This is a genomic window from Kitasatospora sp. NPDC057595, from assembly GCF_042800875.1.
GTDB lineage: Bacteria > Actinomycetota > Actinomycetes > Streptomycetales > Streptomycetaceae > Kitasatospora.
This window is the reverse complement of sequence record NZ_JBHVGL010000003.1, coordinates 102,150-117,432: the sequence shown is the minus strand read 5'-3', so window position 1 is coordinate 117,432 and position 15,283 is coordinate 102,150. Positions and strand designations below refer to the sequence as shown.

Below are 15,283 nucleotides of genomic sequence, written 5' to 3'. Positions count from 1 at the left end.
CCGATGCCCCACGAAGCGCTGCCGTCCACCCAGAGCGCGGTCTTCGCCATCGAGGCGATGGCCGCCCGGCACGGCCACTCGGTGCGGACCAGCCATGACATCGGCCGCGACCAGACCTTCGCCGGCCTGGTCGGCGCCGACGAACCGGGCGGGATCCCGCACGAGGCGCTGGTCGAGATCACCGGACCGCCCGAGGTGACCGTCCGCCTCTTCGTCCACGACGAGGCCGTGGTCACCGTCGACACCATCGCCTTCGACGTGCCGCGGGACGGCGTCCCGGCCTTCCTGAACTCGGTCTGGACCGGCCTGGTCCACCTCAAGCAACGGGTCTTCCCGCCCTCCTGCACCATGATCGTCACCGTGCCGGGCGAGCGGAGCTACCGTGAGGCCGTCACCCTGTACACCCTGACCCCGTGGCTGGCGCGCAAGCTCCGCTGACCCCGGCCGCCGCCCGGCCCACTCGCCGAGACCGCCGCCCGCCGACCGCCGAGACCGCCGCTCGACCGATGACCGGACCGAAGAACGGATCGATGAACGGACCGATGACCGCCTCCGCCGCCCGCCGCCGCCCCGTCCTCGCCGTCGCCCACCGCGGCGACCCGTACCGCCACCGCGAGAACACCCTGCCCTCCGTCGAGTCCGCGTTCGCCGCCGGAGCCGACGCCGTCGAAGTGGACGTCCGGCTGACCCGCGACCGGGTCCCGGTCCTGCTGCACGACGTCACCCTCGAACGCCTCTGGGGCGACCCGCGCCCGCTCGCCCGGCTCACCGCCGAACAGCTCGACGCCTTCGACGACGGCCGGTACCGCGTGCCCGCCCTCGCCGAGGCGCTCAAGGCCACCGCCGCCGCCGCGCCCGGCGCCAAGCTCCTCATCGACCTCGACGACGCGGGCCCGGCCGCCGCCACCTGGGAGGTCGTCACCGACCTCGGCGCCGAGCAGCGGGTCGGCTTCTGCGGCCCCACCGCCGCGATGCTGGCCGTCCGGGCGCTCGCCCCCGACGCCGAGATCGCGCTCACCTGGAAGCAGCCCCGGCTGCCCGTGCGCGCCCTGCTCGACGACCTGCGCCCGCGGTACGTCAACCCGCCGTTCGGCCTGGCCACCCCCGCCTTCACCGCCGCCGCCCACCAGGCCGGCCTGGCCGTCTCCACCTGGACCGCCGACCTGCGCCGCACCATGCGCAAGCTGACCGAGGCCGGCGTGGACTCGATCACCAGCAACCGGATCGCCCTGCTGCGCTCCGTCCTGGACGGCCGCCGGTGACCGGGGGTCCGCGGGGGGACGACGGTGGGGTGCTGGGCCCGCGGGCGCTCGGCCGCGCGCTGCTGGCCCGTCAGCACCTGCTGGAGCGCAGCGCCGCCACCCCGGCGGACATGATCGAACACCTCGGCGGCCTCCAGGCCCAGGCCGCCCCGCAGCCGCCCTACCTCGGTCTGCTCGCCCGCCTCGACGGCTTCACCCCCGAGGCGCTGACCGGGCTGATCGAGACCCGACGGGTCGTGCGGATCGCCCTCCAGCGCGGCACCATCCACCTGGTCACCGCCGAGGACTGCCTGACCCTGCGGCCCCTGCTGCAGCCGCTGCTGGAACAGCAGTTGCGCACCACCTACGGCAAGCGGCTGACCGGCCTCGACCTCGACGCGCTGGCCGTCGAGGCGCGCGCCCTGGTCGAGACGGAGCCCCGCACTTTCCTGCGGCTGGGCACCGAACTGGCCGCCACCCGCCCCGACCGCGATCCGGCCGCGCTCGCCCAGGCCGCGCGCTGCCTGCTGCCGCTGGTGCAGGTCCCGCCGCGCGGTCTGTGGGGTCGTGGCGGTCCCGCCGCGCACACCACCGCCGAGGCCTGGCTCGGCCGGCCGCTCGACCCGGTGCCCCCGCCGGACGCCCTCGCGCTGCGCTACCTCGCCGCCTTCGGCCCGGCCACCGCCGCCGACCTGCAGAAGTGGTGCGGCCTCAGCCGGTTCGCCCCGGTGCTGAAGCGGCTCGCCCCGGGCCTGGTCACCTTCCGCGACGAGCAGGGCCGGCTGCTGTACGACCTGCCCGAGGCGCCCCGTCCCGATCCGGACACCCCCGCCGCGGTCCGGCTGGTCGCTCCGTTCGACAACCTGCTGCTCTCGCACGCCGACCGCACCCGGGTGCTGCCCGAGGAGTACCGGCCGCGGGTGATGACCCAGAACGGCATCGTGCTCGGCACCCTGCTGGTGGACGGCCTGGTTGCCGGGAGCTGGCAGCTGTCGGAGGAGGGCGCCGGGGCCCGGTCGGTGACGGTCCGCCCGTTCACGCCGCTCGGCCGGGCCGACCGCGACGCGGCACTGGCCGAGGCCGAACGGGTGCTCGCCTTCGCGGGCGGCGACGGTCCGGTGCGCTTCGAGGAGGCCGGCTAGCGCGTTCGATGGTCGCACGCAGGTGCGGGCGCCGTGACTCATTGGAGTGGGTCGGCGGCGGTGCTCCGTGTCCGTACCGGTTCGACTGGCTTGAATCGACCCACCCCTACCGAAGTGGAGTCGGCCGTGGCCCCTGTGCACAATGGCGTCTACGCGATCGCCAAGCTCACCGAGCAACTGCTCACCCTCCAGGCCTCCAAGGAGTTCGTGGTCGTCCTGAATTCGACCGGTGAGCCCGGGGAGCAGGAGTGGGAGGTGGCCGGCCTCGACAACGGAAACATCGTCATCAGGAACCTCCGGCACGGCGACTACGTCGGCCTGGACGGTCCGCCGGAGGTGAACCAGCAGGTCCGGGGCACCGAGGAGGCGTTCGAATGGGCGCTCTACCAGGCCGCCGAGCGGTCCTCCTTCCACGTCGTCGTCCCCGGAGGTCCGGTCGACGGCCAGGAGCTGGCGCTGGACCTGAGCGTGCTGGACATCTTCCCGCCGCGCACCGCACTGCGGCCGCTGGAGGTCCAGGAGCAGCGGCAGGCCTGGCTGTTCGAGTCCCGCGACTGAGCGCCGGCGCGCCCGCCCCGGTCGTGAGGTGACCGCCGGGGCGGGCGCCGTCCAAAAGGGATAAAACAGGCGCATGATCGGATCATCTGCTGAGATGGGGCAGACCTGGACCGATCGACCGGACGGAGGAACGGATGCCGGGGCAGACTCCGTCCGAACGGCCACCCGCCGACCACCGGCGCCCCTATCTGATGCTGCCGGCCCCGGTCCGGGCGGCCGCCGCCTGGTCCGCGGCGCTGGTGCTGCTGATCACCGTCGCCTCGCTCGTCGTCTTCGCCCTCGTCGAACTGCGCGCCGCCACCGTGCCGGTGATCCTGGCGCTGCTCGGCACCTCGCTGCTCCAGCCGGTGATGCCGTGGATGGTCCGACGCGGCGTCAGCCGCTCGCTCGCCGCCGGACTCACCTGCGCCGTGCTGGTGGCCGCCGTCAGCACGGTCATCGCCCTGCTGGTCAACTCCCTGGTGCACAGCGCCCCGCAGATCGCCACCGCCCTCCAGGAGGCCGGCGACCGGCTCGCCGAATGGCTCGGCCCCTTCGGCGAGAAGATCCGGCACGTGCTGGACAACGCCAAGGGTGAGACCAGCACGCTCGTCACGACCCTGACCGACAGCGTGCTCACCGGCCTCGGCCTCGCCACCCAGGTCGCCACCGGTGGCGTGCTCGCGCTCGCCCTGGTCTTCTTCTTCCTGCGCGACGGCCACCGCACCGGTGAGACCATCCGCGCCTACCTGCCCGACCGCACCGCCGAGACGGTGGTGGCCTGCGGTGAGCGGGCCTTCGAGGCGATGGCCGGCTTCATGCGCGGCACCACTCTGATCGCCCTCATCGACGCCTTCTTCATCACCGTCGGACTGCTCGTCCTCGGAGTCCCCGGCGCGCCCGGCCTCGGCGCGCTGGTCTTCATGGGCGCCTACATCCCGTTTGTCGGCGCCTTCCTCTCCGGCACGGTGGCGGTGCTGGTCGCCCTCGCCGACGGTGGCGTGGGCACGGCGCTCTGGGCACTCGGCGTGGTGCTCGCCGTCCAGGTCGTCGAGGGCAACGTCCTCCAGCCGCTGATCCAGAGCCGGACGGTGGAGCTGCACCCGGCCACCATCATGGTCGCCGTGGTGGCGGGCTCCGGGATCGCGGGCATCATCGGCGCCCTGCTGGCCGTCCCGGTCTGCGCCGCCGGGCTCGGGGTCGTCTCCGTCCTGCGCGGCGACCCCGGCCGCAGACGGCGCGGGGAGCGGAACGGCGGAGGGACCGAACCCCTCGCGGGCCCGGTTCAGGAGCCTCGGGAGTAGGCGAGCGGACGGCCGCGCCGCAGCGTCTACTCGGCGGCGCGCACGAAGAGCGCCGCGTGGAGGACGATGTCCGGGTCCGCCGTCCGCGGACCCGGGGAGCCGGCGGCCGCGGCCCGCGCCCGCCGGTCGGACCGGTGGCCCGCCGCCGCGGAATTCCGGTTGCCGGTGCCGGACGGGTGGGGCAGAGTGCCGTGGCCGGGGCGGAGAATCGCCGGACGGCCGAGGAGAGGCGCTGGTCGGAGGATGACGGTGGGGGAGATGACGGTGGAACGGATCGTGGTGTCGGACGGGGCGGCCGGACCGTACGGGCTCACCGTCGGGCCGGACGGCGCGCTGTGGTTCACCCTGGTGCACGCCGGGGAGGTCGGGCGGCTGGCGGCCGACGGGACCGTCACCCGCTACGGGCTGGACGCGCCCGGCTGCGCGCCCGCGGTGATCACGGCGGGCCCCGACGGGGCACTCTGGTTCACCCGGACGGGCGACCACCGGATCGGCCGGATCACCGTCGACGGCCAGACCCGCAGCTACCCGCTGCCCGCCGAGGGCGGTCCGTACGGGATCGCGGCCGGTCCCGACGGGGCGCTCTGGTTCACCGAGCTGAACGCCGACCGGATCGGGCGGATCACCGTGGACGGCGAGGTGACGGAGCATCCGCTGCCGGTCTCCGGCGGCTACCCGTCGATGATCACGGCCGGGCCGGACGGCGCCCTCTGGTTCACCCTCAACCAGGGCGGGGCCGTCGGCCGGATCACCGTGGACGGCGAGGTCACCCTGCACCCGCTGCCCACCGAGGGCGCCGCCCCGGTCGGCATCGCCCGGGGCGGCGACGCGCTCTGGTTCGTCGAGATCGGCGCCGGCCGGATCGGCCGGATCACCGTGGCGGGCGAGGTGACGGAGCATCCGCTGCCCGACCGCGCCGCCCGCCCGCACGCCATCGCCGCAGGGCCGGACGGTCGGCTCTGGTTCACCGAGTGGGGAGCCGGCCGGATCGGCTCCCTCACCCCCGACGGCCGCTACGCGGGCCACCCGCTGCCGGTCGAGGGCGCCGAGCCGCACGGCATAGCCGTCACCCCGGACGGCGCCGTCCACGCGGCCCTGGAGATCGGGGAGATCGTCCGGCTGGCACCGTAGGGCGTCCGTCAGCGGTGGTGGGCGGCCGGGGTGTGGCCGAAGGTGCGGCGGAAGACGTCGATGAACGCGCTGGCCGAGGCCCAGCCGCAGCGGTGCGCCACCGCGGTGACCGGGACGTCCTCGGCCAGCAGGCGCAGGGCGTGGTGCAGCCGCAGCTGGGTGCGCCACTGCGGGAAGGTCATGCCCAGTTCCTCGCGGCAGAGCCGGCTCAGCGTGCGCTCACCGGCCCCGGCCGCCCGGCCGAGTTCGCCGAGGGCGCGGCCGTCGGCCGGATCGGCGTCGAGCAGGGCGGCGACCGCCGCGAGCCGCGGGTCGCGCGGCACCGGCAGGTGCAGCGGCTGCTCGGGGGCGCGGCGCAGCTGGTCCAGCAGGACGGCCAGCATCCGGCGTCCCTCGGGAGTGCCCTCGGTGCCCGGACTGCTGTAGGCGATCAGCAGTTCGCGCAGCAGCGGGCCCACCGCCAGCACCGCCGGGCGGGTCAGCCGCAGTGGATTGTGGCCCAGCGGCAGGCCCACGGTGTGGAGCACGGTGGGTCCGTAGGCGCGGTGCCGGTGGCCGGTCCCGGCGGGGATCCACAGCGCCCGGGTCGCCGGGGCGACCCAGGTGCCCGCGGCGGTGGTCACCGCGAGCACGCCCCGGCCCGCGTAGACGATCTGGTGCACCTCGTGCCGGTGCTCGGAGACGGTCGAGCCGGCGGCCAGCGGTCGGGTGACCGTCAGATCGGATGAATCGTCGGGTTGGCGGGAATTCGGCATCGTCCGGCACTTTATCGGAAGTCCGCCACCACGTGCCGGGCCGAGGATCGCTCCGTGACCACTCTCCGATCCCGTGTCCCGTCCGGCGCCGCCCCGATCGCGGTCCTGGCGGCGGGCCATGCCGCCGTCGACCTCTACCAGGGCGTGGTGCCCGCCCTCGTCCCCTTCCTGGTCGCCGAGCGCGGCCTCGACTACGGTTCCGCCGCCGGGGTCGTGCTGGCGGCGACCCTGCTCTCCTCGATCGTGCAGCCGCTGTTCGGCGCGCTCACCGACCGCTGGGCGATGCCCTGGCTGATCCCGGCCGCCACCGCGGCCGCCGGGATCGGCGTCGGCCTGGCCGGGCTGTTCGGCCCCTACGCGCTGCTCTGTGCGGCGGTCGCGCTCTCCGGCGTCGGGGTCGCCGCCTACCACCCCGAGTCCGCGCGGCTGGCCCGCGCCGCGAGCGGCGACAGCCACACCCGGATGGGCTGGTTCTCGCTCGGCGGCAACATCGGCTTCGCGCTCGCCCCGCTGATGGTCGGCCCGGTCCTGGCGGCCGGCGGCCTCGGCGCGACCCCCTGGCTGGCGGTGCCCGCGCTGGCCGCGGCGCTGCTCACCGCACCGGTGGTCCGCACCCTGGCCGCCCGTGCCGCCGGGCCCGCTGCCGGCGGCACCGGCGACGCCCGGCGTGACGACCGGCCCGCGTTCCTGTGGCTCTCGGGGGTGATCGGCTGCCGATCGGTGGTCTTCGTCGGGCTGAGTTCCTTCGTGGCCCTCTACGCCCAGCAGCGGCTCGGCCGGGGCGACTCCGGGACGGGGACCGTGGCGCTCTTCACGCTGTTCGCCGGCGGCGCGGTCGGTACGGTGCTCGGCGGCTGGTGCGCCGCCCGCTGGGGCCGGGTGCGCACGGTCCGACTCTCCTACGCGGCCGCCGTCCCGGCGGTCGCCGGACTGCTGCTGGTGCCCGGACCGGTCGCCCTGTACGGCTTCGCCGCGCTGATCTCGCTGGCCCTGTACGTGCCGTTCTCGCTCCAGGTGACGCTCGGTCAGGACTACCTGCCGAGCCGGATCGGCACCGCCAGCGGGGTGACCCTCGGCCTCGCCGTCAGCGTCGGAGGCCTCGCCGGCCCGGCCATCGGCCTGCTCGCCGACCACACCGGGCTGCGCACCGCGCTCGCGCCGCTGGCCGTGCTGTGCGCGCTGGCCTGGGCGCTCGCCCGCCGGCTGCCCGAGCCGGACGGAGCCCCGCGCGAGCCGGCCGCGCCGCAGCCGCCGAAGGCCGTGCCGTGGCCGGAGGCCGGGAACGCCGGGCGGGCGGGGCGGCCCTGAGCCCGACCGGCGGTGTGCCAAGGGCGGCGGGCGCTCAGGGGGCGGTGCGGAGCTCGGTGGCGAGCGCGCAGAGCGCGGCGCGGTCGCGGCGGCCGGTCTTGGCGATCAGGTTGGCCAGGTGCTTCTCCACCGTGCGCGGGGAGATGGACAGTTTGCGGGCCAGCTCCTGGTTGCCGGGCCGGTCGGCGAGCAGCACCAGCACCTCGTACTCGCGGACCGTCACCCCACAGGTGCGCAGGTCCGCCGGCACGGCGTCGCGCCCGCCGCGGTGCTGGGCGACGCTCGCCCCCGCCCGCCGCAGCAGGGTGCGGCAGGCGGCGGCCACCGGCTGGATCTCCAACTGGTGGAAGTACTCCTCGGCGGTGCGCAGCCAGGCCACCGGCTCGCCCCAGCCGTCGGCGAGCGCGGCCTCGGCGGCGATCCGCAGTGCCAGGTGGTGCGCGAGCGGGAAGGCCGCGGCGGTCGGCCGGGCCTCGGCGAGGGCGCGGGCGGCCTGCTCGGGCCGGCCCTCGCGGCCCAGCACCACCGCGTCGGCGAAGCGCAGGAACTGGCGGTTCCAGGCGAGTTCTGCGGCGGGCGCGGCGGCGGCCAGGTCGAGTTCGGCGCGGCCCCAGCGGCCCTCGGCCACCTCCAGCAGCGGGTGCAGGCCGTGCCGTCCGGCCAGGTAGAAGACGCTGGGGTGGCGCTCCTCCCAGGCGCGCCCGGCGTCCAGTTCGGCGCGCGCCCCCGCGCGGTCCTCGGCGAGCAGCGCGCCGACCGCGCGGCAGAGCCCGTAGCGCAGCGGGGTCAGGAAGGACTCGTCGCCGCCGGCCTGCCGGAACCGGGCCAGTTCGCTCTCCATCTCCCGGGTCCGGCCGAGGTGGGCCGCCAGGGTGGCGGAGGAGAGCAGCAGGTAGCGGTGGGCGGCGAGGTTGTGCAGGCGGGCGGTGGCGTCCAGGCAGCGGTCGACGGTGGCGCGGGCGGTGCTCCACTCGCCGCGCATCACGGCGTTCATCGCGAGCAGGCCGTCCAGGGTCTGGGTCAGCACGATCGCGCCGAGCCCGGCGGCGGCCTCCCGGGCGCGCTCCAGCCGGGTGCCGTCGCCGGTGCGCATGAAGGCGTTGGCGCCCAGCCGCAGCATCGCCTCGACCCGCCAGACGGGCAGGGCGTGCGCCTCGGCGACGGTCAGCATCCGCTCCAGGCAGGCGTCGGCGGCGTCGAAGCCGCGTTCGCGGGCGAGCAGGGCGAGAAGCTGCCAGGCCTGGCAGGCGACCACCGGCAGGCCGGAGCGCTCGGCCACCTCGGCGGCGCGGCGGGCGCGCGACTCGGCCTCGGCGAGTCGGTCCGCCGCGTCCGGGGCCTGGGACGGGGTGCTCGGCGGCTCGTCCGGGGCGCCACCGGGGGCGCCGTCCGGGCCCGGCGACCCGCCGTCCGGCAGCAGCGCGAGGTGGCCCTCGACGACGGCCAGCGCGGCGTCCTGCTCGGGGCGGGGCCGCCCCGCGGTGAGGGTGCGTGCGGCGGCCACCTGGTCGAGGGCGTCGGCGCCGCGTTCGGCCATCACGGCCGCCCAGGCGAGCCGGGTGTGCAGGTCGATCCGGCGCTCGACGGCCGGGACGGCGCCGGCGGGTGGCGCGGGCGGGACCGGCGGCAGGGTCCGGACCAGCTCGAAGGCCCGGTCCAACTGTCCGGCCTCGGCCAGCGCCGGCAGCAGCCGCTCGGTGACGCCGGCCCGTTCGGCGTCCCCGGCGAGCTCGTGCGCGCGCTCCAGCAGGACCACCGCGGACCCGGCCGCGCCCGCCTCCAGAACCCGTCGGCCGGCCTCCGCGAAGTGCACCGCCGCACCGGCCCGGTCCCCGCCGGCGAGCAGCAGTGAGGCGACCAACTGGCGTCGTTCCTCGACGAGTTCCGGGTCGGCGCGGAGGATCGCACGGGCCGCCCGGCGGGCCAGTGCGGCGCGTTCGGCGGGAGCCAGGGCGGCCGTCACCGCGTCGGCGGTCAGCGCGTGCCGGAAGGCGTAGCGGTCCGGGGCGGCGCCGTCCGGCACGATCACGTTGGCCTCGCAGGCCGAGCGCAGGTGGCTGAACAGGGTGCGGTCGTCGTACCCGGTGATCAGCTGCACGGTGGTCACCGAGAAGCGGCTGCCGAGGGTGGCCGCGGTCAGCAGCAGGTCCCTTACCTGCGGGTCGAGTTGGTCGATCCGGTGGCCCCAGCTGCGGACAATGGTGCTGGGCACGCCGGGGCGCGACCCGTCGGCGAAGGCCCAGCGGCCGTTCTCGGCCCGGCACAGCGTGCCGGAGTCCAGCAGATCGGCCAGCAACTCCTCGACCAGGTAGGGGCAGCCGTCGGCGCGCGCGGTGAGGTGCCCGATCAGCGCCTCCGGCAGGTCGGCGCTCTCGCCCTCCAGGATCGCGGCGGCCAGCGCGGCCACCTCGGCGGGCGGCAGTGGCCGCAGTTCGGTGACGGTGGCGGCGCGGCGGCGCTCGGCGGCGCGCACCAGCTCCAGGGCGGGGCCGGGTTCGGCGCGCAGCGTGGCGAGCAGCAGGACCGGCAGGCCGGCCAGGTTGTCGACCAGGTACTCCAGGACGGCGACGGTCTCCGCGTCGGTGTCGTGCAGGTCCTCCAGCAGCAGGACGCAGCCCTGGTCGCGGCCGAGCACCGCGAGCAGTCGCAGCAGCGCCTCGGCCAGCTCGACCACGCTCTCCGGATAGACGCCCGCGCCGGCCGCCGCAGGGTCCCGCCACTCCGGGACCAGCCGGGCCAGCGCGGGCCGGTAGGGCGCGAGTTCGGGGTCGGTGGGCGGTCCGGCGGCCCGGAAGCGGGAGGAGAGCGCCTCGATCAGCGGCCGGAACGGTGTCACCGTGCCGGTCGAGCTGCCCCGCCCGCGCAGCACCGGCAGGCCCAGCCCGTACGCCTGGTAGGCGCATTCGCCGGCCAGCCGGGATTTGCCGATGCCGGCCTCGCCGAGCAGGAAGACCGCTCCGCCGCCCTGTTGGCGGGCGGTGGCCAGCGCGTCGCCGAGCATCGCCAGCTCGGTCGCGCGGCCGACGGTGATCGACGACGTGGTCCGCATGGCCGCAGGCTACTTGACGGGGTATCGGTTCTGAAGAGTGGTGGGTCGGTCACGGAGCGGACACGGCGGCACCACCGGGTGGTTACCGTACGACCACATGCGGAGCGCGGTGCCCGCGCGGCCGGTGCCGTGGACTCGCACGGGTCGGCGTGAGTCCGCGCGGGTCCGCCGCCGGGGGGCTGCCCGTTCCCCGGCGGCGGACGGTCCGGTCGCTCAGGACCGGGGGTGGTGCGGTGGCACGGGCGGTTCTCAGAAGGGCGTGGTCATGGTCGGGAACTCGACGATCGGCGGGATGGCGCCGCCGGTTCCGGCGAGCAGCCGGGAGCGCAGGCCCAGGCCGTGGCCCGGGCGCAACCGGATCTCGCCGGCCGGGTGCTCGGCCGTCTCGCCGGGGCGGACGGCGGACTGAGGCGGGGTCAGACGCTCGTCGTGGTTGGTCATGGTCCGGAGCTCCGTTCGTGGTTGCGGATGGACGGTTCTGATGGTGTGGACGGTACGGACGTCGGGTCGGGACGATGCCCGGTGGAGAGGACGTCGCACGGGTCGCGCCGGTTCGGTCGGACGGCAGGGGCCGGTGGTGCGGGTGGTGCGGAACGCACGTTCGCGCGCGATGGTGCGAACGCGCGCGCATGGGGGCGCTAGGCGCGAACGGCGGCGCGCGGACCGGTGTTCGCGCGCTGGTCGGCCCCGGTCGCCGGGACCCGGGGACGCAGCAGCAGGGCGGGCGGCACCTGGTCCGGGAAGCCGAGCCGCAGCAGACCGTGCCCGATCCCGGCCAGGCCGGTGAGCAGCCCGGGGTGCGCGACCTGGTCGGGGGTGCCCGAGCGCGCGCCGTCCTGGTCGACGGCGGCCAGCAGCGCTCCGGCCCGCCGGACCCACGGGGTGCGCCCGGCGGAGGGACCGTGCCGGCCGAGCAGTTCCAGCACGCCCAACTCGCCGTGGCAGAGGCTGTGGTCGCCGAGTGGCGCGGCGCGGGCGGTGTTCCGCACGGCGCGCTGGGCCCATTCGGCGAGCCGGCGGTCGGCGAGCGCGAGCGGGCTGTCCACGACGGCGAGCGCGACGCCGGGGCGGCCCCGGCACCAGGAGCCCTCGCGCGAGCGGACCGCGGTGGCGGCGTGCAGGGCGGCCAGCCCGGCCCGGTGGCGCGGGCCGTCGGGGGGTTCGCCGACCGCCTCGGCGTAGCGCAGCAGGGCCCAGCCGACACCGGCCGAGCCGTGGGCGAAGCCGGTGCCGGCGGGGAGGGGACGGCCGGCCAGCCGCTCGGCGCTGCGGCCGGCGGCGGCCAGCGCGGCGGAGGCGACCGGATCGACGGCGCCCCCCGGTCCGGCGCCCGCTGTTCCGGCCCCGGCCCCGGCCGGTCCGCCGCCGCCCGCCGCGTGCACGGCGAGCAGCGCGGCGAGCCCGCCGGCGGTGCCGCTGTGCACACCGGGGTCGTCCTCGCGCTCGGCGGCGGCCGCGGTGAGTGCCACGGCCGGGCCGCTCCACGCCCCGACCAGCGGATCGCCCAGCAGCCGGGCGAGTTCGGTGAGCGCGTAGGCGATGCCGCCGAGACCGGCGAAGGCGCCGGAACCGACGGCCGCCGGGTGGTCGGGGTGGGCGGCGAGCGAGTCGAGCAGCCCCGGGACGGGCGCGAGGGCCCGGCGGGCGACCTCGGCGTAGCGGTCGGTCCCGGTGAGCGCGGCGAGCTGGGCGAGGAACAGCGCCGTGCCGGTGTAGCCGCCGGCCAGGTCGGCGCCGAGCGGGCGCACCCGCCAGTAGCGGTCGGCGAGCAGTTCCAGCCCCAGCCAGTTGGTGCGTGAGCGGCCCTGGTAGGCGGCGGCGACGAGCTGGTCGCCGAGGCCCCGGGCGGCGGCCAGCAGCCGTTCGGGTTCGGGGGCGGTCGCCCAGACGTTCTCCGGTCCCGGCCGGCCGGGCCGGTGCGCGGGGGTGTCGGCGGCACCCGCCATGGCCGCGCGGACGATCCACTCCTGGTCCTTGCGGTCGACGGCGCCGAGCGTGGCGAGCTTGACCTCGACCCGGGCCAGCCCCGACTCGGCCAGCTCGCCGACCAGTCGGCGCCCGTCGCTGGTCCACAGGTCGCGCGAGCCGGGCCGGGTGGTGAAGAACGGGACGTCGCCGGTCCACAGGTCGGCGATCTCGTGGTCGGCCAGCCCGGGGCGGCCCGGGTCGTCGACCGCGTCGGTGCGCAGCAGGTCGAGCACGGCCTGCCGGGCGCCGGCCTCGCGCAGCACGTCCGGGTGGGTGGACTCGTCGAGCAGCCGGGCGTAGACCCGGGTGGCCCGGGGCACCACCCGCACCTCGGCGTCCGCGAAGCAGCGCAGCAGCCCGCGCGGGCCGGTGAGTTCGTCCCGGCCGTCGGCGAGCGCGGTGTAGCCGGCGCGGAAGCCGGCCAGCAGCGCCTCGGTGTGCTCGGCGGGTTCGACGGGCGCGCCGCCCAGGCGGGGCCGGTTGTGGGCCTCGCCGAACGGCCGGGGGCGGCGCACCAGGCGCATCTCGTCGGTGCCGGCGCCCGCCCAGTCCACGCCGTCGACCGGGGACAGCCGCCGCCCCGTGCAGCCGCCGCCGATGCCGGAGACGTCCACGGCGCCGTCGTCGCCGATCAGCAGCTGCGGCAGCAGGCCGACCCGGTGGACGGACTCGGCGAGGGCGCGGGCCGCCGGGTCCCCGGCGAGGCCGGGTTCGGGGGCCGGGCCGCCCGCCGGCGGGTGGAACAGCGTCTCGACGTCCACCAGCACCGGCTGGTCCCCGCAGGCGATCAGGTTCTCGAAGTGCAGGTCGGTGCCGTCCAGCACGTGCAGCAGGGCGAGCAGCGCGCCCTGGCGGCGGTAGAAGCGCTCGACGTCGTAGCGGGTCAGGCAGGGGCGGGCCTCGGCGTACTCGGTCCAGCCGTGGGACCCCCGGTCGAGCAGGCCCAGCGCGCGCAGCCGGGGGACGCCGGGCCGTCCGCCGTACCAGCCGAGCAGCGTGTTGAAGTGCCGGTGCGCGGCGGGCGGCCGGGGCCGGTGGACGACGGCGGCGCCGTTGGCGAAGTGCAGCACGGCGACGGCCCGGCCGTGCCGGTGGCGGTCGCCCGCGTCGGCCTCGACGGCGACCAGCGCGCCCGGGTCGCGGCCGCGCAGCAGACCGGTCACCAGCGGGGCCCGGTCGGCGGCGAACCGGTCGAGCAGCTCGGCGTGCGCGTCGGCGGCGTCCAGGCAGGCGCGGGCGAGCAGCCGGGCCAGCACGGGGTAGTCGCGCAGCAGCGCGGCCAGGCCCTCCCGGCGGGCGGTGAGCGCGAGGAACGAGCGGAACCGCTCCTGCGGGGTGCCGCCGGCCAGCCGCCCGGCGGCGCGCGCGGTGTGCAGCTCCAGGACCAGGGTGCGCGCGGCGATCCGGGCCAGCCGCTCGGTGAGCCGCGCGGTGAACTCGGCGCGCAGCGCGGGCAGGTCGATCCGGCCCTGCTGGTCGGCGGCGCGCACGGCGGGGGAGAGCGCGGTCAGCAGCCGCACCTGCGCGCGGTCGGCGAAGGGCTGCAGGACGAGCGCGAAGCCGCTCAGGCCCGGGTAGGCGGCGCGCGGCACCACCGGGCGCACCGGTGCGGCGGCCACGGCCGCCTCGGTGAAGGCGGCCCAGTCCGGGCGGGCGGCGGGGACCGGCCGGCCCGGCGTCAGGCCCCGCTCCCACCACGAGGGGCCGCCGGCACGGGGGGACCGGAGCCGACCGGGGTGGGAGCGGGGAGTCTGGGGGAGGGCGGGACGGATCGGGGGCGGGGCCGACGGCGGACCGGGCGGTCCGGGGCGGGCGGATCCCGCGGGCGGTGCGGGTGTTGCTGCGGTCGGTGCCGCTGTCGGTGGTACGGGGAAGTCGCCGGGCATCGGAGTGTGCGGGAACGGTGTGGCCGAGGGGACCGCCGTTGCGACCGGGCCCTGAACCGGTCCGGCGCCCCCGTCGAGGCGCGTGCTGCGCACGGCGTCCACCTCTGCCACCACCGCACCTCCGATGCCGGGAGAGGGCCGCGCTGCCGTCGAAGGCGCTGCCCTCGTTGCTGATCCTGTCGTTGCGGTGGCCGTCGGGGCATGGGGGACCGGCCCCCATCTTTGTGACGGGGCGCCCGCACGATCCTCCGCACCCCCTACTTTCGGAGGGGGCGGGACCCCGACTTGTGGCCAGGGGCCGGCTCTAGGGGCGGGCGAGCAGCAGCTGGGTGGCCACCGCCGGCCGGCCGTTCATGGTGAGCACCGGGAGTTCGCGCTCCTCGACCGTTTCGAACGCCGTAAACAGCCCGTCCAACCGCTCCCGGGTGTGGTGGCGGCAGACCGCGCCGTCGCTCGTCCTGAACACCCCGAAGCGGCCGTAGCCGGCCTCGGACCGGCGGTAGCGCTCCTGGTTGCGCTCGTCCGGCTGGAGCAGGTAGTCGCTGACCAGCAGCAGGCCGCCGGGGCGCAGCACCCGGTGCAGTTCGGCGACCAGCGCCTCCTGCGCCGCGTCGTCCGGGACGCAGGTGAGCACGGCGAACAGGAAGGCCGCGTCGTAGGCGCCGTCCGGGCGCTCGATCCGCGGCGGGTCGGTCAGGACCGAGAAGCGGGCGGCGGGCTGCTCGGCGCGGGCGCGGGCGACGAGTTCGGGCGCCACGTCCACGCCCTCGACGTGGCTGAAGCCCAGCGCGGCGAGCTCGCCCGCGAGCCGCCCGTAGCCGCAGCCGTAGTCGAGCAGGACGGCGTCCTGGTCGAGGCGGGCCGTCCAGTCCGGGTGCGGGGGATGGCCGAAGGTCTTGGTGGTTCCGGTCGAGTTCCAGTACGCGGACTGGTCGTCAGGGGCCGTCATGGGCCGATGATGC

General features: G+C 76.7%; 12 protein-coding genes. 7 read left to right on the top strand and 5 right to left on the bottom strand.

Annotated features, from left to right (window positions below; all coding sequences use genetic code 11):
- The first annotated feature begins 3 nt into the window (after positions 1 to 3).
- The 6 genes from ACFU9E_RS06760 to ACFU9E_RS06735 all read left to right on the top strand — a co-directional run bounded on the left by ACFU9E_RS06760 (position 4) and on the right by ACFU9E_RS06735 (position 5,355).
- The gene (locus tag ACFU9E_RS06760; protein ID WP_380688155.1) at positions 4 to 438 is read left to right on the top strand and encodes a hypothetical protein; all 435 of its coding nucleotides are present in this window, start codon (positions 4 to 6) and stop codon (positions 436 to 438) included.
- Positions 439 to 530: 92 nt separating this feature from the next.
- Entirely contained in the window at positions 531 to 1,262 is a 732-nt protein-coding gene (locus ACFU9E_RS06755; RefSeq protein ID WP_380688153.1) for a glycerophosphodiester phosphodiesterase, read from the top strand.
- Positions 1,263 to 1,291: 29 nt separating this feature from the next.
- Positions 1,292 to 2,383: a winged helix DNA-binding domain-containing protein gene (locus ACFU9E_RS06750; RefSeq protein WP_380688151.1), complete on the top strand. Its 1,092-nt coding sequence runs from the start codon at positions 1,292 to 1,294 to the stop codon at positions 2,381 to 2,383.
- Positions 2,384 to 2,509: 126 nt separating this feature from the next.
- Positions 2,510 to 2,941 (top strand): hypothetical protein, encoded by a 432-nt coding sequence (locus tag ACFU9E_RS06745; protein WP_380688149.1) that lies wholly within the window; start codon positions 2,510 to 2,512, stop codon positions 2,939 to 2,941.
- A 134-nt stretch (positions 2,942 to 3,075) separates the two neighbouring features.
- The gene (locus ACFU9E_RS06740) at positions 3,076 to 4,224 is read left to right on the top strand and encodes an AI-2E family transporter (RefSeq protein ID WP_380688147.1); all 1,149 of its coding nucleotides are present in this window, start codon (positions 3,076 to 3,078) and stop codon (positions 4,222 to 4,224) included.
- 258 nt (positions 4,225 to 4,482) lie between these two features.
- Positions 4,483 to 5,355 (top strand): virginiamycin B lyase, encoded by an 873-nt coding sequence (locus ACFU9E_RS06735; RefSeq protein WP_380714826.1) that lies wholly within the window; start codon positions 4,483 to 4,485, stop codon positions 5,353 to 5,355.
- Between the two features lie 8 nt (positions 5,356 to 5,363).
- Here ACFU9E_RS06735 and ACFU9E_RS06730 read toward each other — a convergent pair whose 3' ends face one another.
- Positions 5,364 to 6,110: an AraC family transcriptional regulator gene (locus ACFU9E_RS06730; RefSeq protein WP_380684611.1), complete on the bottom strand. Its 747-nt coding sequence runs from the start codon at positions 6,108 to 6,110 to the stop codon at positions 5,364 to 5,366.
- Positions 6,111 to 6,164: 54 nt separating this feature from the next.
- On the opposite strand from ACFU9E_RS06730, the gene ACFU9E_RS06725 reads away from it, so the two are divergent.
- Positions 6,165 to 7,418, top strand: coding sequence for an MFS transporter (locus tag ACFU9E_RS06725; RefSeq protein WP_380684612.1), 1,254 nt, complete (start codon positions 6,165 to 6,167; stop codon positions 7,416 to 7,418).
- 34 nt (positions 7,419 to 7,452) lie between these two features.
- On the opposite strand, the gene ACFU9E_RS06720 is transcribed toward ACFU9E_RS06725, so the two are convergent.
- The 4 genes from ACFU9E_RS06720 to ACFU9E_RS06705 all read right to left on the bottom strand — a co-directional run bounded on the left by ACFU9E_RS06720 (position 7,453) and on the right by ACFU9E_RS06705 (position 15,270).
- Positions 7,453 to 10,467, bottom strand: coding sequence for an AAA family ATPase (locus ACFU9E_RS06720; protein ID WP_380684613.1), 3,015 nt, complete (start codon positions 10,465 to 10,467; stop codon positions 7,453 to 7,455).
- 249 nt (positions 10,468 to 10,716) lie between these two features.
- A complete protein-coding gene (locus tag ACFU9E_RS06715) occupies positions 10,717 to 10,908 on the bottom strand; it encodes a hypothetical protein (protein ID WP_380684615.1) in 192 nt (63 codons plus the stop codon).
- Between the two features lie 197 nt (positions 10,909 to 11,105).
- The gene (locus ACFU9E_RS06710; protein ID WP_380684616.1) at positions 11,106 to 14,054 is read right to left on the bottom strand and encodes a type 2 lanthipeptide synthetase LanM family protein; all 2,949 of its coding nucleotides are present in this window, start codon (positions 14,052 to 14,054) and stop codon (positions 11,106 to 11,108) included.
- A gap of 571 nt (positions 14,055 to 14,625) precedes the next feature.
- On the bottom strand, positions 14,626 to 15,270 hold the full coding sequence (locus ACFU9E_RS06705; protein ID WP_380684617.1) for a class I SAM-dependent methyltransferase: 645 nt from the start codon (positions 15,268 to 15,270) through the stop codon (positions 14,626 to 14,628).
- Positions 15,271 to 15,283: the final 13 nt, after the last annotated feature.